The following is a 19,943-nucleotide window of genomic DNA, read 5'->3' as shown; positions in this document are numbered from 1 at the left end:
ATATCGCGAGAGCTGGCCGACAAGCAGCCCGACCGCGAAGTCGAGCGCCGCGGCCCGGCCTTGGCCGCGGCCTACAAGGACGGCCAGCCGACCAAGGCCGCCGATGGCTTCGCCCGCTCCTGCGGCGTCGAGGTGGTCGACCTGATCCACCTGGAAACCGACAAGGGCACCTGGCTCGGCTACCGCGAACAGCAGCAGGGCGAAGCCACCACACGGCTGCTGCCGGCCATCGTCGACAAGGCCATTGCCGCCCTGCCGGTACCCAAGAACATGCGCTGGGGCGCCTCGCGGATTGAGTTTTCTCGCCCGGTGCACTGGCTGGTGATGCTCTACGGCCGCGAGGTGGTGGCAGCCCAGGCGCTGGGCCTGACCTCGGGCCGTACGACCCGCGGCCACCGCTTCCATGCCCCCGAGACCATCGAGCTGGCCCATGCGAACGACTACCTGGCCACCCTCGAGCAGGCCTGGGTACTGGCCGATCGCGACCGTCGTCGCGAGCGTATCCGCGAGCAGGTGCTGGCCGAGGCCGAGGTCCAGGACGCCCAGGCGGTGATCGACGAGGCACTGCTCATCGAAGTGAGCGGCCTGGTGGAATGGCCGGTGGCACTGGCCGGCAGCTTCGACGAGCGCTTCCTCGAGGTTCCCGCGGAGTGCCTGATCTCGTCGATGAAGGCCAACCAGAAATACTTCCACCTGCTCGACGACCAGGGCCGGCTCAAGCCGCAGTTCATCACCATCTCGAATATCGACAGCCAGGATCCGCAGCAGGTGATCGAAGGCAACGAGAAGGTCATTCGACCGCGTTTGGCCGATGCCGCCTTCTTCTACGACACCGACCGCAAGCAGCCGCTGGCGGCACGCATCCCCGGCCTGGCCAACGTGGTGTTCCAGCAGCAGCTCGGCACCCTGGCCGACAAGGCGCACCGCAGCGCCGCCGTGGCCGCCTTCATCGCCGGCCGCATCAACGGCGACGTGGCCCAGGCACGCCGTGCCGCCGAGCTGGCCAAGTGCGATCTGGTCACCGAGATGGTGCTCGAGTTTCCCGAGCTTCAGGGCATAATGGGGCGCTACTACGCCACCCACGACGGCGAACCGGCCGAAGTGGCACAGGCCCTCGAAGAGCAGTACCTGCCGCGCTTCGCCGGCGACGAGATCCCTGCCTGCCGTACCGGCCAGGCCCTGGCGCTGTCCGACCGCCTCGACACCCTGACCGGCATCTTCGGCATCGGCCAGCGGCCTAGCGGCACCAAGGACCCCTTTGCCCTGCGTCGCGCCGCCATCGGCGTACTCAACATCATGATCAAGGGCGAACTGGATCTCGACCTGCGCGAGCTGCTGGAGCTGGCCGCCGCGCAGCACCAGGAACTGCCCTACGCAGAGACGCTGGTCGACGAGGTACTGGGCTACATGCTCGACCGCTTCCGCGCCTGGGGCCAGGACGAGGGCATTCCCGCCGAGGTCTACCTGGCCGTTCGTGCGCGCCCGGTGACCAAGCCGCTGGATTTTGCCCGCCGCATGCGTGCGGTTCACGTCTTCACCCAGCGTGAGGAAGCCGCTGCCCTGGCCGCCGCTAACAAGCGGGTTTCCAACATCCTGACCAAGCAGGCCGGCGAACTGGGCGGACAGGTCGACGCGGCACTGCTGCAGGAAACGGCCGAGCGCACGCTGCACGAGGCGGTCTCGGCCAGCCGCGAGCGCGTCCTGCCGCTGTTCGCCGAAGGCCGCTATCGCGAGGCGCTGGACGTTCTTGCCGGCCTGCGCACACCGGTGGACGCCTTCTTCGATGACGTAATGGTCATGGCCGATGACGACGCCGTGCGACGCAACCGCCTGGCGCTGCTGGCCGGTCTGCAGGCGCTGTTCCTCGAAGTGGCCGACATCGCTCTGCTGCAACAGTAAGCGGTCATGCCGAAAGCCGGCCGGGAGCAAGTAGCCCGGCCGGCTTTTTCATGCCTGCTCTTTCATTGCCTGCCCTGCTGTTTGATACGGACTGTCGCTACGCCTGTGTTTCACGTGAAACATCCCAGCCACAAGCACAGGCTTGGCATGTGGTGTTTCACGTGAAACACTGCCCCTTCTCTTCTTCTGCTTATGGTGCAAGATGCCCAGCGCACCCCGACTCGTGATCCTCGACCGCGACGGCGTCATCAACCGCGATTCCGACGCCTACATCAAATCTCTCGAAGAGTGGATTCCCTACCCCACTTCCATCGAGGCAATAGCCCGGCTGAGCCGAGCCGGTTGGTTGGTGGCCATCGCCACCAACCAGTCCGGCATCGCACGCGGCTACTATGACGAGGCCACCCTGGCCACGATGCACGCCGAGCTCGAACGGTTGGTGGCCGTCGCCGGAGGCGAGATCGCTCATATCGCCTACTGCCCCCACGGCCCGGACGACGGCTGTACCTGTCGCAAGCCCCTGCCCGGCCTGCTCGAGGAGATACGCACCGCGCTGGGGCTGGATAGTCTAGAGGGCAGTTGGATAGTGGGCGACAGCCTGCGCGACCTGCAGGCAGGAGATGCAATGGGCTGTCGTTGCGTGCTCGTACGCACCGGCAAGGGCAGCCGCACCGAGGCGAAAGGCGTGGGGTTGGAAAACGCGCAGATTTTCAATGATCTGGCCGCGTTTACTGACTGGCTGCTGAGCCAAGCCTAGACGATTTTCGTACAAGTCCTAAAACGGAGCACTCAACAAGTACCCTAACGTAGCTCGCATGAAAAAGCCGACCTTCGAAGGGTCGGCTTTTTCTGCTCTTGTCACGCACTGTCTGTCACTCACTGCAGGCAGCGGGGGCGATGTTTCACGTGAAACATCGCCGTGTGCGCATCACACGTCCAGGTTGGCCACCAGCGCGTTGCTCTCGATGAAGGCACGCCGCGGCTCGACTTCGTCGCCCATCAGCGTGTTGAACATCATGTCGGCGGCCACTGCATCCTCGATGGAAACACGCAGCAGGCGCCGCGTATCGGGATCCATGGTGGTCTCCCACAGCTGATCCGGGTTCATCTCGCCCAGTCCCTTGTAGCGCTGCACCGCAAGGCCGCGCTGGGCCTCGGCCATCAGCCATTCCAAGGCCTGGTAGAAGGTAGTGACCGTCTTCTTGCGCTCACCCCGCGCGATGTAGGCGCCCTCTTCTAGGAGACCGTCCAGCGTCTCGCCAAGCGCTGCCATGGCACGGTAGTCGGCGCTGGTGAAGAAGTCGATGCCCCACACGTAGTCGGAGCTGACACCGTGCGCCGTCAGCGTGACCGCCGGCAGGAACAGTTCGCGCTCGGAGTCCTCTTCGAGACGGAAGGTATAGCGCGGCCCGCCTTCGTAAGCGACCAGCGCGTCCATCTCCTGCTGCAGGTACTCGATCCAGTTCTGCATGGTGACGCGATCCTTGAGGCTCGTTTCACCTTCCAGGCGCGCGGCGTGGACCACCTTGCGCAGCACCTCGTTTGGATAGACACGCGAGAGGCGATCGATTCGCTTCATCACGTCGCGGTACTGGCCCACCAGCGATTCCAGCTGCGCACCGGTAACGGGCGGCGCTTCCGGATTGACGTAGAGCCGGGCGCCGTCCATCGCCGTGGTGGTGAGATAATCGATCAGCGCCTGCTCATCCTTGAGGTAGGTCTCCTGCTTGCCACGCTTGATCTTGTACAGCGGCGGCTGAGCGATGAAGACATGCCCACGCTCGATCAGCAGCGACATCTGACGGAAGAAGAAGGTCAACAGCAGCGTACGAATGTGCGAGCCGTCGACATCTGCGTCGGTCATGATGATGATCGAGTGGTAGCGCAGCTTGTCCGGGTTGAACTCCTCGCGCCCGATGCCGCAGCCCAGGGCAGTGATCAAGGTACCCACCTCGGCGGAAGAGAGCATCTTATCGAAGCGCGCCTTCTCGACGTTCAGGATCTTGCCCTTGAGCGGCAGAATCGCCTGGGTGCGGCGGTCGCGGCCCTGTTTGGCACTGCCGCCGGCCGAGTCACCCTCGACTAGGAACAGCTCGGAGAGGCTTGGGTCCTTTTCCTGGCAGTCGGCCAGCTTGCCCGGCAGGCCGGCGATGTCCAACGCGCCCTTGCGGCGGGTCATGTCGCGCGCCTTGCGCGCCGCTTCACGTGCACGGGCCGCGTCGAGCATCTTGTTGACGATCGACTTCGCGTCGTTGGGACTCTCGATCAGATAGTCCGAGAACAGGCGCCCCATCTCCTGCTCCACCGCGGTCTTGACCTCGGAAGAGACCAGCTTGTCCTTGGTCTGGGAGGAGAACTTGGGATCCGGCACCTTGACCGAAATGATCGCCGTCAGCCCTTCGCGGGCATCGTCCCCGGACGTGGCCACCTTGGACTTCTTGAGCAGCCCTTCGGACTCGATGTAGCCATTCAAGGTACGGGTCAGTGCCGCTCGAAAGCCTGCCAGGTGAGTGCCACCGTCGCGTTGCGGTATGTTATTGGTATAACAGAAAATATTCTCGGCGAACGAGTCGTTCCACTGCATCGCCACCTCGACCACCACGCCGTCCTCGCGCTCGGCTTCGAAGTGAAACACGGGGTTGAGCACGGTTTTGTTGCTGTTGAGGTGATTGACGAACGCTTTCAGCCCGCCCTCGTAGTGGAACAGCTCCTCCTTGCCGCTACGCTCATCGGTCAGACGAATCGCCACCCCGGAGTTGAGGAAGGAGAGTTCGCGCAGCCGCTTGGCCAGAATATCGTAGTGAAACTCGATATTGGCGAAGGTGCCGGGGGAGGGTTTGAAGTGCACCCGGGTACCGGTCTTTTCCGTCTTGCCGACCACGCTGAGCGGCGCCTGGGGCACCCCGTGGTGGTAGATCTGCTCATGCACCTGTCCGGCCCGCCAGATCGTCAGCTTGAGCTCCTCGGACAGCGCATTCACCACCGACACACCTACGCCGTGAAGTCCTCCCGACACCTTGTAGGAGTTGTCGTCGAACTTGCCGCCGGCGTGCAGCACCGTCATGATCACTTCCGCTGCCGACACGCCCTCTTCCTCATGAATGTCGGTAGGTACGCCGCGGCCGTTGTCACTGACGGTGATGGATTCGTCAGGGTGGATGATCACGCGTACTTCGCTGCAGTATCCGGCCAGGGCTTCATCGATGGAGTTGTCCACCAGCTCGAACACCATATGGTGCAGACCTGTCCCGTCATCGGTATCGCCGATGTACATGCCGGGACGCTTTCGCACGGCATCCAGGCCCTTGAGAACCTTGATGCTCGATGAGTCGTAAGCTTGCTCGCTCATTGACTACTCCATGATGAAGTCTATCTGTGCCTCAGACCCTAGCTGCCCTGCTCCGGAATCCGCTTGTTTCACGTGAAACATCGCGATGGGCGTCTGGGGCTCCCATGGCCCCGCCAGGGCGTCGTGTTCGACACTCGTGATGAATGCCTGGCAGCGCATCGATTCGAGCAGGCGACAAAAGACGCGCCTATGCTCGGCATCGAGTTCTGCAGGCAAGTCGTCGATCAGGTAAAGACAGTTTCGTCCTGTCGACAGCTCAAGCAGCCTTCCTTGCGCCAGCTTGAGCGCACTCACTACCAGTTTCTGCTGTCCGCGGGACAGCACCTCCACTGCAGGCCGTCGCCCCAGCCGGATTCTGAGATCGGCACGCTGGGGTCCATGCTGAGTGAAGCCCATATGAAAATCCTGCTCGCGGCCCTGCTCGAGCACTTCATGCAGGTCGCGCTGCTTGTCCCAGCCGCGGGAGTAGCGCAGGCGCAAATCGGGCAGCTCGATCAGGCGGCCGAGGGTTTCCTCGAATACCGGCACGAAGCTTGCCATCCATTCACGGCGCAGCGCATCGACGCGCTCTCCCCAGTGGGCCAGCTCCTGTTCCCAGGCAGCCAGACTGCTGACGTCCATTCTATCACGCCTGAGGAGCGCATTCCGATGCTTCAGCGCACGCTTGGCGCGGCGCCAGGCGTCATAGAAGTCGTGTTTCACGTGAAACACACCCCAGTCGAGAAACTCTCTTCGTCCGGCCGGGGCGCCCTCGAGCAGGCGGAAGGCATCGGGGTTGACCAGCTGAAGAGGAAGGGCCTCGATCAGCTGCGCCAGCCGTGGCACCCGCTCCCCCGCCATGCGCATTTCGAGCTCGCCGCCTTCACGCTCACGCCGCACGCCGATGGGCACGGGAGGCGTACCTGCCAGCCGGGCAAACAGCGTCATTTCCGCTGCGTCATGGGCAATCGCATGCTTCAGCTGCCGTGTGCGGAAAGAGCGGCCCATACCCAGGATGTGCAGCCCCTCGAGCACGCTGGTCTTGCCGCTACCGTTGCGCCCTACGATCAGATTGATACCGGGGCTCGGCGTGACATCGAGCGGGGCCAGATTTCGCAAGCCGGTGAAGGCCAGGCGTTCAATCAGCATGCGGCGTAGCGCAGTACGTGGCGACGGTACCCAGCCGGCATTCGCTGCGGCTGGGTACCCAGAGAGGAAAGAGCGGCGTTCGCGAGCCCGGAGATGCCCTGCACGCGTAGCGGTGCGAGAATCGGGGCGAACACGAGGTCATCGCTCCTACAGGCGCATGGGCATGACGACATACATGGCATCGCCGCCACCGGGCTCTTCCATCAAGGCGCTGCTATTGGAATCGGCGAGCGTCATCTGCACGCGATCTTCTCCAATAACATTAAGCACATCAATGAGATACCCAACATTAAAGCCGATTTCGAGCGAGTCGCCGCCATACTCGACCGCCACGTTTTCCTCGGCTTCTTCCTGCTCGGGGTTGTTGGCCATGACCTGCAGATTGCCCTCCTGCAGATGCAGACGCACGCCGCGATACTTTTCATTGGAGAGAATGGAGGTACGCGAGAGTACCTGGCGCAGCTCGGCGCGCTCGGCAATGAAGACCTTGTCGCCGCCGCGCGGCACCACACGCTCGTAGTCGGGGAACTTGCCGTCGACCAGCTTCGAGGTGAAAGTGAAGTCGCCGGTATGAGCACGTACGTGGCTCGCGCTGAGAGTCAGCGTCACCGGCTCGTCGCTGTCGTCGAGCAGCCGGACCAGTTCCAGCACGCCTTTGCGCGGCACGATCAGCTTGCGCGCCGGCTCGACCTGGATCTCAGCTGAACGCGAGCAGACCGCCAGCCGGTGGCCGTCGGTTGCCACGGTACGCACCAGGCCTGCACGCAGCTCCAGCAGCATGCCGTTGAGGTAGTAGCGCACGTCCTGCTGGGCCATGGCAAAGGAGGTGGCATCGATCAGGTGCTTGAGCGTGCCGCGCGGCAGGCTCAGCTCGACGTCGCCGGCGCTGTCCTCGATGTTGGGGAATTCCGCCACCGGTAGCGTCGACAAGGTGAAGCGGGAACGGCCGCTGCGCAGCACGGCGCGGCCGTCCTCCAGGCTGAACTGCAGCTCGGCCTGATCGGGCAGCGACTTGCAGATGTCCATCAGCTTGCGGGCAGGTACGGTGATGGCTCCGGGCACTTCGACCTGAGAGGCGGCCGTGCGACCGATGAGTTCGACCTCGAGGTCGGTACCGGTGAGCGCCACCTGCTCCTGGTCGACCTGGATCAGCACGTTGGACAGCACCGGCAGGGTCTGGCGGCGCTCCACCACGCCAGCCACCAACGCCAGCGGCCGCAGCAGCGCTTCACGGGTAATGGAAAATCTCATGTCGGCTCCACGTCTAGTCCTGTAGATGGGTGTCGGGCATTGATGTCAGACGTCCTGGCGAACCTGCGCTCAGCTGGTCAAGAGCCGCAGCAGGTTCTTGTAGTCCTCGCGGATATCCGCGCTCTCCTCCTGCAGTGCCTGCACCTTGCGGCAGGCATGCAATACCGTCGTGTGATCGCGTCCGCCGAAGGCGTCGCCGATTTCCGGCAGGCTGTGATTGGTCAACTCCTTGGCCAGTGCCATGGCGACCTGACGCGGCCTGGCCACGGATCTCGAACGGCGCTTGGAGAGCAGGTCGGCGAGCTTGATCTTGTAGTACTCGGCCACGGTGCGCTGAATGTTGTCGACGCCGACCTGCTTGTCCTGCAGCGCCAGCAGATCCTTCAGCGACTCGCGAATGAAATCCTGGGTGATAGGCTTGCCCATGAAATGGGAGTCGGCAATGACTTTTTTCAGCGCCCCCTCCAGCTCCCGCACGTTGGAACGAATCTTCTGGGCAATGAAGAAAGCGGCGTCGTGAGGCAAGTCCACCTTGGCCTGATCCGCTTTCTTCATCAGGATGGCGACCCGGGTTTCCAGCTCCGGTGGCTCGATGGCCACGGTAAGGCCCCAGCCGAAACGTGACTTGAGACGCTCCTCGACGCCGCTGATCTCCTTGGGATAGCGGTCCGAGGTCAGGATCATCTGCTGACCGCCCTCAAGCAAGGCATTGAAAGTATGGAAGAATTCTTCCTGAGAGCGCTCCTTGCCGGCGAAGAACTGGATATCGTCGATCAGCAGCGCATCGACGCTTCTATAGAAGCGCTTGAAATCATTGATGGCATTGAGCTGCAGCGCCTTGACCATGTCCGCCACGAAGCGCTCGGAGTGCAGATAGACGACCCGTGCGTTCTCGCGCCGTGTTGCCAGGGCATTGCCCACGGCATGCATCAGGTGGGTCTTGCCCAGACCGACCCCACCGTAGAGAAACAGTGGGTTGTAGGCACCGCCGGGGTTCTCCGAGACCTGCCGCGAGGCGGCCCGAGCCAGTTGGTTGGACTTGCCCTCGACGAAGGTTTCGAAGGTGAAGCTGGGGTTGAGACCGCTGCTGTGCTTGAGACTACCCTCGACCTGCACTTCGCGCTCGCTGCCGGAACGCCGCGCCGAGCCGCCCTCTTCGCGCAGTTGGTCGATCTCGCGCTCATCGCCGATGTCGCCGCGCGGCGGTACCTGAACGGCAGGCGCCAAGGGGGAGTGAGGATTGGCCGAGACCGGAGCCCCGAGCTCGCGCGTCTGGGGTTTGACCGCAGCCACCTTGCGACTGCCCACGGCCAGTACCACCCGCGGTGGTTTGGCAGGCGCCAGCTCCCTGAGCAGCTCATTGATGCGCTTGGCATACTTGTCGCCGACCCAGTCACGCACGAAGCGGTTGGGCGCCAGCAGTCGCAGCTCGTTGGCTTCGCCCTCCTCGGCCTGAAGCGGGCGAATCCATGTATTGAACTGCTGGGCGTTCAGCTCGTCCTGCAGGTAATCCAGACACTGTTGCCAGAGAGCAAGAGACACTCGACCTCACCATGACCCGTTGATGCGTGACCGGCCATTGTATCCTTCGACCGCCGGGTTATCCACAGCGGAAAACGCCAGAAAATGGCTGTGGAAAAGCCCGGGAGGCACCAGCGATCATCGTGTTCATCCATGGCGAACCACATCGGCATGTGGATGAGTCGGACAATCATCAACTGAACAGTCACAGCATGAGCACTCCTTTCCCAACGCTTTTCCACAGACCCAGACATCAGCCAACCAGCTGATGAGAAAAGCAAATACTACTTTATCAACAGAATCGATCCCCATTATTAGTCACAGTAGGTTCAAGAAAACCTCTTATGATGATTACCCCAGTGGCGTTCGCTGCGGATGCCCTGAGGTGATGCGGGAACGTGAGGAACAATTGCGTCGGGCAGCCGAAGTCTCTACAATTTCCGGTCTTGAACCGAATCTGCCCCTGGTTCCTGTCGGGAATCAGGGCATTCCTGTAAGACGATCCGTCAACAAACCACGTGGGAATCAAGAGTTATGAAACGCACCTTTCAACCCAGCGTTCTGAAGCGCAAGCGTGTCCACGGCTTCCGTGCTCGCATGGCTACCAAGAATGGTCGTGCCGTTCTGGCTCGCCGCCGCGCCAAGGGCCGCAAGCGTCTGAGCGCCTGATCGCGGATTGCGCGTGTCCGGTCATGGTTTCCCCAAACAGCTGCGACTGCTGACAGCCGGGGATTATCGATACGTTTTCGATCACGCTGCACTCAAGGTACATGGCAAGGGGCTGATGGCCCTGGCGTGCCCCAATGGACTGGACCACCCCCGCCTTGGCCTGGTCATCAGCAAGAAGAACGTCCGCAGAGCCGTGGATCGCAACTGCCTGAAGCGTGTGGTGCGCGAATCCTTACGTCTGCGCCAGTGCTCATTACCCGCCGTGGATATCGTCCTGCTGGCACGTCGCGGCGCGAGCGAACTGGACAAGGCCACGCTGCATCGCCAGCTTTTCGGCATGTGGCGGCGCCTGGAGCGTGACGCGCAGAAGTCGATGACCTCCTGACCGGATGCGGTATTTGTCTCCGCTTCGATGGCCTGCCTCGGCAGGCTGTCGCCCTCTTTCACATGGCAGCGGATCTCGTTCCAGCGGCATGTTCACTACCCATCGGGCAGAACCCTCATGGACGTAAAACGACTCCTATTGCTGATTCCACTGGCCGTGCTCACCTACCTGCTGGTGGTACAGTGGAACCAGGATTATGGCCAGGTTGCTCCTGAGCCAGATGCTCCCACCATCACCGCCCCGGCACCCGGTGACGCGCAGGCCCCCGATGACGACGCGTTGGCCGTGCCGGCCGCCCCCAGGGCAGAGCAGGAGATGACCGGCGACATGCCGGCGGAACCTGCCGAGCCGACCAGCACCCGCGACCTGGTCGCCGTGGTGACCGACGTGCTCGACGTGCGCATCGACCCCCAGGGGGGAGACATCGTCTATGCGGCACTGCCCCGCCATCGCATGACGCTGGGCTCGGACCGCCCCTACGTGCTGCTCTCGGACAGTGAGACGCGCAGCTACGTGGCCCGCTCGGGCCTGCAACTGGACGGTCACGGTGGACGCATCGGCTTCACCGCGGAGAACACCAGCTATCGTCTGGCCGACGGCGAGGGTCGTCTGGACGTGGACCTGCACGGAGAAGTGAACGGCGTCGATGTGATCAAGCGCTTCTCCTTCGAGCGCGGCAGCTATGCGGTCGAGGTCAGCTACTACCTGGCCAACAACACCGAAGCGCCGGTCACTGCCCGTTTCATCGGTCAACTGGCCAGGGACAACAGCCCCGACCCCTCGGCGGGCGTGGCACTGGGCATGAGCTCCTATCTGGGTGCGGCCTACTCATCGCCGGACGAGCGCTACCAGAAGGTCGATTTCGACGACATCCAGCGCGGACGCTTCAACAACCGAGACGTTCAGGGCGGATGGGTCGCGATCATCCAGCACTATTTCGTCTCGGCCTGGGCGCCGCCCCAGAACCAGCAGAACCTGCAGTACGCCACCACCGACTCGCGTAACCGCAACGTCGCGGCTTTCGCCGGCCCGGTGACCACGGTGGCGGCAGACGGCGAGGCACGCCTGGGTGCCACCCTCTACGTGGGCCCCAAGGTTCAGGACTATCTCGAGCAGGTCGCCCCGCATCTGCGCCTGACCGTCGATTACGGCTGGCTGTGGTTCATCGCCAACCCGCTGTTCTGGCTGCTCGACCAGATTCATAACCTGGTGGGCAACTGGGGCTGGTCCATCGTCTTCCTGACCATCCTGGTCAAGCTGGCCATGTGGCCGCTCTCCGCCAAGGCCTACAAGTCGATGGCCCGCATGCGCAAGCTGGGCCCGGAGATGCAGCGCCTGAAGGAGCAGTACGGCGACGACCGCCAGAAGATGTCCCAGGAGATGATGAAGTTCTACCAGAAGGAGAAGATCAATCCTCTGGGCGGCTGTCTGCCGATCCTGGTGCAGATGCCGGTGTTCATCGCCCTGTACTGGATGCTGCTGGAGTCGGTGGAGCTGCGCCACGCGCCCTTCATGTTCTGGATTCAGGACCTGTCGATGAAGGACCCCTTCTTCATCCTGCCGATCCTGATGGGCGTGTCGATGTACGTGCAGCAACTGCTCAACCCGACGCCTCCGGACCCCATGCAGGCGAAGATCATGAAGATGCTGCCTATCGTCTTCACCTTCTTCTTCCTGTGGTTCCCGGCCGGCCTGGTGATCTACTGGGTGGTCAACAACATCATCTCGATCGCGCAGCAGTACGCCATCACCCGCAAGATCGAGAACGACCCCAGCGTCGGCAAAGGGTTGAAGACCAAGTAACCCTGTCCCGGCACTACCTGGACCCCTGCCTCGGCAGGGGTTCGGCGTTTGGGCCTTACCAGCGAGGGAATAGCGCATGGCCGAGCGGCTCTACCATCAGGACACCATCGCCGCGCTGGCCACGCCGCCAGGGCGCGGCGGGGTCGGTATCATTCGCGTCTCGGGCCCCCTGTGCGCCACGATTGCCGAGGCCGTGGTGGGTCACCGCCCGGAGCCGCGCCGCGCCCACTACGGTCCCTTCCACGGCGCTGCCGGCATCATCGACGAAGGCATTGCCCTCTATTTCGCCGGGCCGCACTCCTTCACCGGCGAGGACGTGCTGGAGCTGCAGGGCCATGGCGGCCCGGTGATCATGGATCTGCTGCTGGAGCGCTGCGTTCAGCTCGGCGCCCGCCTGGCCCGGCCGGGGGAGTTCTCCGAGCGCGCCTTTCTCAACGACAAGCTCGACCTGGCCCAGGCCGAGGCCATCGCCGACCTGATCGAGGCCAGCTCGAGAAGCGCCGCCGAGAACGCCCTACGCTCGCTGCAGGGGGAGTTCTCCCGCCGGGTGGCGAGCCTGGTGGACAAGCTCATCGAGCTGCGCATGTACGTGGAGGCGGCCATCGACTTTCCTGAAGAGGAAATCGACTTCCTGGCCGACGGCCGAGTGGCCGAGATGCTCGCCGGGGTGCAGGCGGAGCTCGCCGAGGTGCGCACCGCCGCCGGCCAGGGGGCGCTGATGCGTGAAGGCATGAACGTGGTGATCGCCGGGCGGCCCAATGCCGGCAAGTCGAGCCTGCTCAATGCCCTCACCGAGCAGGAGACCGCCATCGTCACCGATATCGCCGGTACCACCCGCGACGTGCTGCGCGAACACATTCACCTGGACGGCATGCCGCTGCACGTGATCGATACCGCGGGGCTGCGCGACACGCCGGACGCGGTGGAACAGATCGGCGTGGCCAGGGCCTGGGCCGAGATCGAGAAGGCCGACCGCGTGCTGCTGCTGGTGGATGCCGCCACCACCGCGGCGACCGATCCCATGGCGATCTGGCCGGAGTTCGTCGCCCGCCTGCCCGATCCGACCCGCCTGACCCTGGTGCGCAACAAGATCGATACCAGCCAGGAGCAGGCCGGCTTCGACGGCGCCGACACCACGCCGGTGATCCGCCTGTCGGCGCGCACCGGTGCAGGCCTGGAGAATCTCAAGGCGCACCTCAAGGCGGTGATGGGGTTCACCGCCACCACCGAAGGACGCTTCTCGGCCCGGCGCCGCCATCTGGATGCCCTGGACCGGGCGCAGCGAGCCCTCACCAACGGCGAAGAGCAGCTATCGGGCTACGGCGCCGGCGAGCTGCTGGCGGAAGATCTGCGCGACGCCCAACAGGCGCTGGGAGAGATCACCGGCGAGTTCAGCGCCGACGACCTGCTGGGAGAGATATTCGGCAGCTTCTGTATCGGCAAGTAGCCCTTCATCGGCAAGCTAAGAGAGGCTACTCCCCCACCCACCAGTCGGCCCGGTAGCGGCTGGTCTCGCCCAGCCGCGGCGTGACCCGTGCCATGGCGGCGGCAAGGCGCTCGTCCAGCCCCCAGGGCGGGTTCACCACCAGCATGCCGCTGCCGTACATGCCGCGCTCCTCGCCCGGCTCGCGCAGCGTCAGTTCGCTGCGCCAGATCTTGCGCAGGCCGCCGTCGCGCAGCCGCTCCAGCAGTTCGAGATGCCTCGCCGCGGGCAGCAGCGGGTACCACACCAGCACTACCGCATGGCGCGCCTTGCGCATGGCGCCGAGCACGCTCTCGGCCACCTCGGCGTACTCGGCCTTCAGCTCATAGCTGGGGTCGAGCAGGGCACACACCCTGGGCGTGGCCACCGGCAGCGCGGCACTCAAGCCCGCCAGACCGTCGGCGTGGATGCGCCGCACGTTGGCCGGTAACGCCTGCTGCGTCAGATGCTCATGCTCACCGGGATGCAGCTCGAACAGCTGCAGGCGGTCGTCCCGCCGCAGCCGCTGGCTCAGCCACCAGGGCGAGCCCGGGTAGCGTTCGAGCCGGCCGGCATTGGGCTGCAAAGCGGCGATGGCCTCCAGCCAGCCGGCCAGCAGCGGCTCGTCGCTCAGTGCCTCACGCGCTTGCCACAACGGCAGCACGCCGTGGCGATACTCGCCCAGGCGCTGGGTCTCGCTCGCCTCCAGCGGGTAGAGGCCGCGACCGGCATGGGTATCGAAGAAGGTGATCGGCGAGGTCTTGCGCAGCAGATGATCGATGACCGCATGGAGGGTGAGATGCTTGTGAACGTCGGCGAAATTGCCGGCATGGTAGGCATGCTGATAGGAGAGCATGGCGAATCGCCTTCGGCTGGTACGGAACGAAAATGCACAGGCCCGTCATCTGAGCGATGACGGGCCTGCCGATGCCACGGATGCGTCGTGCTTACTGGAACTGCGACTCGATGGGACTCAGGGTGATCTCGACGCGACGGTTCTGAGCGCGGCCCTCTTCGGTGGCGTTGGTGGCGATCGGCTGGCTGGGGCCGTAGCCGGTCATGTAGAGGCGATTGCGTGCCACCCCGGACTGGGCCAGGTAGTTGCCCACCGACTCGGCGCGACGCTCGGAGAGACGCTGGTTGTAGCTGACGCTGCCGGTGCTGTCGGTATGACCGGCGATGTTGACCCGGGTATCGGTGTATTGGGTCAGCACGTTGGCCACATCGTTGAGGGCGTTGCGCGCCTGCACGGTCAGCTCGCTGGAGTCGAAGCCGAAGGTCACGCTGCTGGGCATGTTGAGCACGATGTCGTCGCCGCGACGCTCGACCTCGACGCCGGTGCCGCGCATGCTCTCGCGCAGCTGCTGCTCCTGACGATCCATGTAGGCGCCGATACCGGCACCTGCCGCGGCCCCCACGGCCGCGCCGATCAGCGCACGATCACGACGACTGGTGCTACCGCTGCCCGAGAGCGCCCCGGCGGCGGCACCCACGGCCGCGCCAACTCCGGCGCCGGTCATGGTGCTGGAGCGCTGGGTCTGGCCCGAGTAGGGGTCGGTCGTTGCACAGCCCACGAGCAGGATGGCAGCGGCAAGAGGGGCAACGAGTCGAGACGCTTTGAACATGGACAATCTCCGGATCAGGGGAACGAGCTCATTCTGTGCCAGCTTCACTCACGAGCGCCAGCAGCTCGTTCAAGAATAATAGACCTTGGGGCGAAGCCTGAAGCCTTTGTGCATCTTCCACGAGAAGTCCTTTTTTGCGTGCCGCCACGAGCCGTTCACCGAGCAGCGTTCGCGGGCGACCGGTATGCGCCGCCCAGTCCGCCATGGCAACACCTTCGACGAGGCGCAGCGCATTCATGGCGAACTCCAGCGGCAGCTCGTCGTCGCCGACCTCGCTGCGACCGGCAACGAAGCCGCGGGGATCCTCGCGCCGCCGCAGATAGGCCTCGGGCTGGCGCGTCTTCCAGCGGCGCTCGATGTGCAGCCGCCCTGACTCACCATCGGCGACACTGAGCTTGCCGTGGCTGCCGGCACCGATGCCCAGGTAGTCACCGAAGCGCCAGTAGTTGAGGTTGTGTCGCGAGCGCCGCCCGGGCCGCGCGTAGGCAGAGATCTCGTAGCGTGCCATGCCCGCCGCCTCGAGCCGTTCGTGGCCCAGGTCCTGGATGTCCCACAGCACCTCCTCATGGGGCAGAGCAGGCGGATGCGAGTGGAATTCGGTGTTGGGCTCGAGGGTCAGCTGATACCAGGAGAGGTGCTCCGGCTCCAGCGCCAGAGCGCGCTCCAGATCGGCCAGGGCCAGCGCCGGGGTCTGGTCGGGGAGACCGTGCATCAGGTCGAGGTTGAGGTTGTCGAAGCCGGCGGCACGCGCCTCCGCCACCGCAGCCACCGCATCGTCGCCGCTGTGAATGCGCCCCAGGGCGCTCAGCTGGGCCGACTGGAAACTCTGCACGCCGAGCGAGAGCCGATTGATGCCGGCCTGGCGATAGCCCTGGAAGCGACCGCGCTCTAGCGTGCCGGGGTTGGCTTCCAGCGTGATCTCGATGTCCTGCGCTAGCGGTAACCGCTGCGCCAGGGCCTCGAAGAAACGCGCATAGAACTCGGCCGACATCAGGCTCGGCGTTCCACCGCCAATGAAGACGCTGACCAGAGGGCGACCCGCAGCCAGTGGCAGATCGGCCTCGAGATCGGCAAGCAGGACAGCCAGGTACTCCGCTTCGGGCAAGTCCGTACCTCGGCCCACGCCATGGGAGTTGAAGTCGCAGTAGGGACACTTGCGCACGCACCAGGGCACGTGGACGTAGAGCGCCAACGGTGGCCCGATCGTATCTCGAGGCGAAGCAGGCATCAGGGTCGGGACGTCTCGCGCAGGGCCGCCAACATGGCGTCGAGGGCGCGGCCACGATGGCTCACGCGATTCTTCTCCTCGGCATCGAGTTCCGCCACGCTCTTGCCCAGCGCAGGCAGCCAGAACAGCGGGTCATAGCCGAAGCCGCCCTCGCCGCGCGGCTGCTCGAGGATCTCGCCTTCCCAGCTGCGCTGCACGATGAGAGGCACCGGGTCGTCGGCATGACGCAGGTAGACCAGCGCACACCAGTAGCGGGCACTGCGGCCGCTACCCGTAACCCCCTTCAGCGATTCGATCAGCTTGGCATTGTTGCGCCGATCGCTCTTGGGTTCGCCGGCAAAGCGGGCCGAGTAGATGCCCGGCTGCCCCGCAAGAGCATCCACTTCGAGTCCGGAGTCGTCCGCCAGTGCAGGCAAGCCGCTGGCCCGGCTGGCTTCGCGCGCCTTGAGCAGCGCGTTTTCGACGAAGGTCAGACCGGTTTCCTCGACGTCGGCCACGCCGAAATCGGACTGGGGTCTGATGCGTAGCCCGAGGGACGCGAAAAGCTGGCCGAACTCCCGAATCTTGCCGGGGTTACCGCTGGCCAATACCAGTTCGTCCGTAGATGTCACGATGGCTCCTTGGGCAGGTCGTTGTCTCCGGCACATTTTACACGAGGCGGCAGTCAGGCCGAAGCAGAACCGCTGGATTCGACGCATAGGAAGTCCGCTACCCGCGAGCTAATCGATTCGGCACACATACCTGGCGAGGCTTGTTGAAAGCGTTCTTGTAACCTATCTTTACAAGCTGTGGTCCTTGACGCTACAGGAGGTGACGAGAGACATCAGCATAGCAATAAAGCCGTTTACAAAATAAACAACGCTTTGATTCTAGAGGCGTTTTTATTACGAACATAGACAACCAATATTCCTGTTGGCTTATGGAGTAAGACAAGCAAAGAAAAGTCGTAATTGCATTTCAATTGTAATTAAAAGAAACCAACGCTTGCTTCAATGTCGAAGGATTCGAAAGGGACGAGCGACAATGGATAACAAGGCAAGACTCTTGATGGTGGGCACGCTGGGCAGCGGCCAGCAGCGGCTGGTAGAGCGCATGACCGATAAAGGTTGGAGCGTCAGCACGGCAGGCACGCTGGCCCAGGCGGAGTCTCGGCTGGTCGAAGGTGAGCACGAAGCAGGGATCTTCTGCTTGCACGACAGCGTCATCAGCGATCTGAAGCGGGTCGAGCGACTGGTCGTTCGCTCGGACATGGAGTGGATGGCACTGCTGCGTGAGCCGGAGCTGGACGACCCGCTACTTTGCAGAACGCTGGGCGATCTTTTCATGGCCTACCAGCCGGAGCCGGTGGACATCGATCAAATCGACTGTCTGATGCAGCACGCCGTGGCCATGAAGCGGCTGCGTTCCGAAGAGGCTTCATCCGTGGCGCCCCAAGGGGCCGAATTCGAAATGGTCGGCACCGTACCGGCCATGCACAAGGTATTCGAGACCATACGCCGGGTCGCCTCGGTCGATGCACCGGTCTTCATCAGCGGCGAGTCGGGAACGGGCAAGGAGCTCGCCGCCCGGGCCGTCCACGAACGTTCGCAGCGCGCCACGGCGCCTTTCATTGCCGTCAACTGCGGCGCCCTACCCAGCAGCTTGATTCAGTCCGAGCTGTTCGGCCACGAAAAGGGTGCCTTCACCGGAGCCAGCCAGCAGAAGATCGGCCAGATCGAGGCGGCCGCAGGCGGCACGCTGTTTCTGGACGAGATCGGCGACCTCCCCCTCGAGCTGCAGGTCAACCTGCTGCGCTTCCTGGAGGAGAAGACCATTCAGCGCATCGGTGCCCTGGATGAGATCCATGTCGACGTCCGGGTACTCTCGGCAACCCATGTCGACCTCGAGAAAGCCGTCGAGGAGGGTCGCTTCCGCGAAGATCTCTACCACCGCCTCAACGTGCTGCAGGTCAACATCCCGCCGTTGCGGGAACGTCAGGAGGACATCGAGATCCTGGCTCGCTTCTTCTTCAACAAGTTCATCGAGGAGAAGTCGATGAAGGTTCGCGGTTTCAGCCTGGAGGCGCTGGCTCTGATGCGCCAGTACCACTGGCCGGGCAACATCCGCGAACTGATCAACCGGGTACGCCGTGCCATGGTCATGTGCGAGCAGCGGCTGATCAAGCCGGCGGACCTGGGGCTGGAGCGGCGCACCTCGAACCGCCATGCCATCACGCTGGAGGAGGCACGCAACAGCGCCGAAAAAGAAGCACTGATCGGCGCCTTGAGCCGCAACAAGCACAAGGTCAAGAAAGCGGCCGACGAGCTGGGCGTATCCCGGGTGACGCTCTATCGTCTGATGGAGAAGCACCAGCTGGGGCGCAAGGGCGAGGAAGCCATCTCTCTTACTGCCACCTGATCGAGCCCGCCATGATGCCCCGAACCTTGGATGTCACCTGTTCGGGGCATTCTTCTCACATCTGGAACGGCATGCGGAAGGTCAGGGTGATGTCCGGGGCATCGTCGGTCATGCCGATGCCCACGTTGGTCACGATCGACGTGGTATCGCTCATGGCATAGGTGGCGCCGAGATTGACCGCGCCGGATGTGGCACCGCTTCCGGTCAGGGTCTCCCGCGACTCGCCCTCGAAGGTCCGCTTCGACTCGAAGGCATGCTGATGGCTATAGGAAATCGACAGGCTGAAGCGAGGGTTGAGCGCGAAGGCCGTGCCAAAACCGAAGCGCAAGGCATCGCCCAGGTCGATCCGACCCGGATGATCGCCCGGATCGCTGGAAATATCGGAAAAGCTTCTCTCGAAATTGTACGTATAACCCAGGTTGGCGAAGATGATGGCCGGATCCAACGTCTTTAGCACCGACAAGCCCGTCGAGACTCCCCACACGCCGTTGCCCGTCGGCAGCTCCTCGGGCACGGTCAGGTTTCCTTCACTACCTTCGACCTCACGCGTCTCTATCCCGTAGGGATGTTTGCCGGTCGGAGCGCGCACACCCAGGTTCCAGACCACGTCCGGGCGCGTGGCCGTCTCGGGCAGCAGGCGGTAATAGAGCGAGCCGCGAACGTCACCGAGCCCACCCTGGGTGACGTCCTCCTCGATGTAACGATCCGTCGCCCCGCCCGCCCCTACGCTTTGATACGTGGTGGAGCGATATACGTATGGCAGATTCAGCTCCAGCTCCAGTCGGTTGGTCAGGCCGTAGCGCAGGTTGAGATCGAAGGTGGTGGTGTGGCTCTCGACGGTATCGACGCTGATATTGCCGAGAAAGATCGCATCGAGCACCAGGAAGCCGCTCAGCGCCAGTTGGCTGCGATCCGAGTAGGTGTAGGTGATACCCGGCTCGATGGTGAGACGATCGGAAAAGAGCGTGTGCTCTTCCCGCAGTACGTCACGCACGCTCTGGCTCGGCTGCGCTTCGCGCACCGGCTCACCGTCGACCTGGCCGGGCGCGCTCTGTGCCAGGGCAGCGGTACTCAGCAGAGTGGCGGCCAGCAGACCCGGCAGTGCTATGGCACTCCTCATGCGCTCAGGTGTTGTCATTGGTTACCCCTTGTCGAATCCGTCCAACCGATGCTAGCCACATGGCAAACGCGCAATGGGTGGGCGGCGTCGCCGAAGTATTCTGGGG

At 63.7% G+C, this 19,943-nt stretch carries 16 protein-coding genes; 7 read left to right on the top strand and 9 right to left on the bottom strand.

The features are described 5' to 3' along the window. Both glyS and gmhB read left to right on the top strand, forming a co-directional pair. A partial coding sequence (gene glyS, locus B8115_RS01715) for a glycine--tRNA ligase subunit beta (RefSeq protein WP_010626009.1) occupies positions 1-1,899 on the top strand: 1,899 nt, incomplete at its 5' end. Positions 1,900-2,101: 202 nt separating this feature from the next. Continuing rightward, positions 2,102-2,656 carry a D-glycero-beta-D-manno-heptose 1,7-bisphosphate 7-phosphatase gene (gmhB, locus tag B8115_RS01710; RefSeq protein ID WP_010626008.1) on the top strand — a complete coding sequence of 185 codons (555 nt, stop codon included), beginning with the start codon at positions 2,102-2,104 and terminating at the stop codon, positions 2,654-2,656. Positions 2,657-2,827: 171 nt separating this feature from the next. Here the strand turns inward: gmhB and gyrB are convergent, their stop codons facing one another. The 4 genes from gyrB to dnaA all read right to left on the bottom strand — a co-directional run bounded on the left by gyrB (position 2,828) and on the right by dnaA (position 9,169). Beyond that, positions 2,828-5,248: a DNA topoisomerase (ATP-hydrolyzing) subunit B gene (gene gyrB / locus B8115_RS01705; RefSeq protein ID WP_010626007.1), complete on the bottom strand. Its 2,421-nt coding sequence runs from the start codon at positions 5,246-5,248 to the stop codon at positions 2,828-2,830. Positions 5,249-5,251: 3 nt separating this feature from the next. Next, entirely contained in the window at positions 5,252-6,376 is a 1,125-nt protein-coding gene (gene recF / locus B8115_RS01700; RefSeq protein ID WP_010626006.1) for a DNA replication/repair protein RecF, read from the bottom strand. Positions 6,377-6,523: 147 nt separating this feature from the next. Further along, on the bottom strand, positions 6,524-7,627 hold the full coding sequence (dnaN, locus tag B8115_RS01695; RefSeq protein ID WP_010626005.1) for a DNA polymerase III subunit beta: 1,104 nt from the start codon (positions 7,625-7,627) through the stop codon (positions 6,524-6,526). Positions 7,628-7,696: 69 nt separating this feature from the next. Beyond that, positions 7,697-9,169, bottom strand: coding sequence for a chromosomal replication initiator protein DnaA (gene dnaA / locus B8115_RS01690; RefSeq protein WP_010626004.1), 1,473 nt, complete (start codon positions 9,167-9,169; stop codon positions 7,697-7,699). A gap of 513 nt (positions 9,170-9,682) precedes the next feature. Between dnaA and rpmH the strand changes: the two genes are divergently transcribed. From rpmH to mnmE, 4 genes are all read left to right on the top strand, one after another. Next, positions 9,683-9,817 carry a 50S ribosomal protein L34 gene (gene rpmH, locus B8115_RS01685; protein ID WP_010626003.1) on the top strand — a complete coding sequence of 45 codons (135 nt, stop codon included), beginning with the start codon at positions 9,683-9,685 and terminating at the stop codon, positions 9,815-9,817. Positions 9,818-9,830: 13 nt separating this feature from the next. After that, entirely contained in the window at positions 9,831-10,202 is a 372-nt protein-coding gene (gene rnpA / locus B8115_RS01680) for a ribonuclease P protein component (RefSeq protein WP_026037812.1), read from the top strand. Between the two features lie 117 nt (positions 10,203-10,319). Next, a complete protein-coding gene (gene yidC / locus B8115_RS01675; RefSeq protein ID WP_026037811.1) occupies positions 10,320-12,005 on the top strand; it encodes a membrane protein insertase YidC in 1,686 nt (561 codons plus the stop codon). A gap of 76 nt (positions 12,006-12,081) precedes the next feature. Beyond that, positions 12,082-13,452 (top strand): tRNA uridine-5-carboxymethylaminomethyl(34) synthesis GTPase MnmE, encoded by a 1,371-nt coding sequence (mnmE, locus tag B8115_RS01670; RefSeq protein ID WP_010626000.1) that lies wholly within the window; start codon positions 12,082-12,084, stop codon positions 13,450-13,452. A 25-nt stretch (positions 13,453-13,477) separates the two neighbouring features. Here the strand turns inward: mnmE and B8115_RS01665 are convergent, their stop codons facing one another. From B8115_RS01665 to rdgB, 4 genes are all read right to left on the bottom strand, one after another. Beyond that, positions 13,478-14,323 carry a 23S rRNA (adenine(2030)-N(6))-methyltransferase RlmJ gene (locus tag B8115_RS01665; RefSeq protein ID WP_010625999.1) on the bottom strand — a complete coding sequence of 282 codons (846 nt, stop codon included), beginning with the start codon at positions 14,321-14,323 and terminating at the stop codon, positions 13,478-13,480. A 91-nt stretch (positions 14,324-14,414) separates the two neighbouring features. Next, the gene (locus tag B8115_RS01660) at positions 14,415-15,092 is read right to left on the bottom strand and encodes an OmpA family protein (RefSeq protein WP_010625998.1); all 678 of its coding nucleotides are present in this window, start codon (positions 15,090-15,092) and stop codon (positions 14,415-14,417) included. Between the two features lie 28 nt (positions 15,093-15,120). Further along, positions 15,121-16,320 carry a radical SAM family heme chaperone HemW gene (gene hemW, locus B8115_RS01655; RefSeq protein WP_026037810.1) on the bottom strand — a complete coding sequence of 400 codons (1,200 nt, stop codon included), beginning with the start codon at positions 16,318-16,320 and terminating at the stop codon, positions 15,121-15,123. Continuing rightward, positions 16,320-16,931, bottom strand: a complete 612-nt coding sequence (rdgB, locus tag B8115_RS01650) for an RdgB/HAM1 family non-canonical purine NTP pyrophosphatase (RefSeq protein ID WP_026037809.1) — start codon at positions 16,929-16,931, stop codon at positions 16,320-16,322. The genes hemW and rdgB overlap by 1 nt, the downstream gene beginning before the upstream one ends. A gap of 412 nt (positions 16,932-17,343) precedes the next feature. On the opposite strand from rdgB, the gene B8115_RS01645 reads away from it, so the two are divergent. Then, the gene (locus B8115_RS01645; RefSeq protein WP_010625995.1) at positions 17,344-18,717 is read left to right on the top strand and encodes a sigma-54 dependent transcriptional regulator; all 1,374 of its coding nucleotides are present in this window, start codon (positions 17,344-17,346) and stop codon (positions 18,715-18,717) included. 55 nt (positions 18,718-18,772) lie between these two features. On the opposite strand, the gene B8115_RS01640 is transcribed toward B8115_RS01645, so the two are convergent. Then, a complete protein-coding gene (locus tag B8115_RS01640) occupies positions 18,773-19,855 on the bottom strand; it encodes a transporter (protein ID WP_141638480.1) in 1,083 nt (360 codons plus the stop codon). Positions 19,856-19,943 lie beyond the last annotated feature (88 nt).

It is taken from the genome of Halomonas sp. KM-1, from assembly GCF_000246875.1.
Taxonomy (GTDB): Bacteria; Pseudomonadota; Gammaproteobacteria; order Pseudomonadales; family Halomonadaceae; genus Halomonas; species Halomonas aerodenitrificans.
This window is presented reverse-complemented; position numbering and strand designations above follow the sequence as displayed.

What these genes read in the sequence shown, in the direction of transcription:
- gmhB (WP_010626008.1), top strand. Translation starts at nt 2,102, where the DNA reads ATGCCCAGCGCACCCCGACTCGTGATCCTCGACCGCGACGGCGTCATC.
- gyrB (WP_010626007.1), bottom strand. Translation starts at nt 5,248, where the DNA reads ATGAGCGAGCAAGCTTACGACTCATCGAGCATCAAGGTTCTCAAGGGC.
- recF (WP_010626006.1), bottom strand. Translation starts at nt 6,376, where the DNA reads ATGCTGATTGAACGCCTGGCCTTCACCGGCTTGCGAAATCTGGCCCCG.
- dnaN (WP_010626005.1), bottom strand. Translation starts at nt 7,627, where the DNA reads ATGAGATTTTCCATTACCCGTGAAGCGCTGCTGCGGCCGCTGGCGTTG.
- rpmH (WP_010626003.1), top strand. Translation starts at nt 9,683, where the DNA reads ATGAAACGCACCTTTCAACCCAGCGTTCTGAAGCGCAAGCGTGTCCAC.
- yidC (WP_026037811.1), top strand. Translation starts at nt 10,320, where the DNA reads ATGGACGTAAAACGACTCCTATTGCTGATTCCACTGGCCGTGCTCACC.
- mnmE (WP_010626000.1), top strand. Translation starts at nt 12,082, where the DNA reads ATGGCCGAGCGGCTCTACCATCAGGACACCATCGCCGCGCTGGCCACG.
- B8115_RS01665 (WP_010625999.1), bottom strand. Translation starts at nt 14,323, where the DNA reads ATGCTCTCCTATCAGCATGCCTACCATGCCGGCAATTTCGCCGACGTT.
- B8115_RS01660 (WP_010625998.1), bottom strand. Translation starts at nt 15,092, where the DNA reads ATGTTCAAAGCGTCTCGACTCGTTGCCCCTCTTGCCGCTGCCATCCTG.
- hemW (WP_026037810.1), bottom strand. Translation starts at nt 16,320, where the DNA reads ATGCCTGCTTCGCCTCGAGATACGATCGGGCCACCGTTGGCGCTCTAC.
- B8115_RS01645 (WP_010625995.1), top strand. Translation starts at nt 17,344, where the DNA reads ATGGATAACAAGGCAAGACTCTTGATGGTGGGCACGCTGGGCAGCGGC.
- B8115_RS01640 (WP_141638480.1), bottom strand. Translation starts at nt 19,855, where the DNA reads ATGACAACACCTGAGCGCATGAGGAGTGCCATAGCACTGCCGGGTCTG.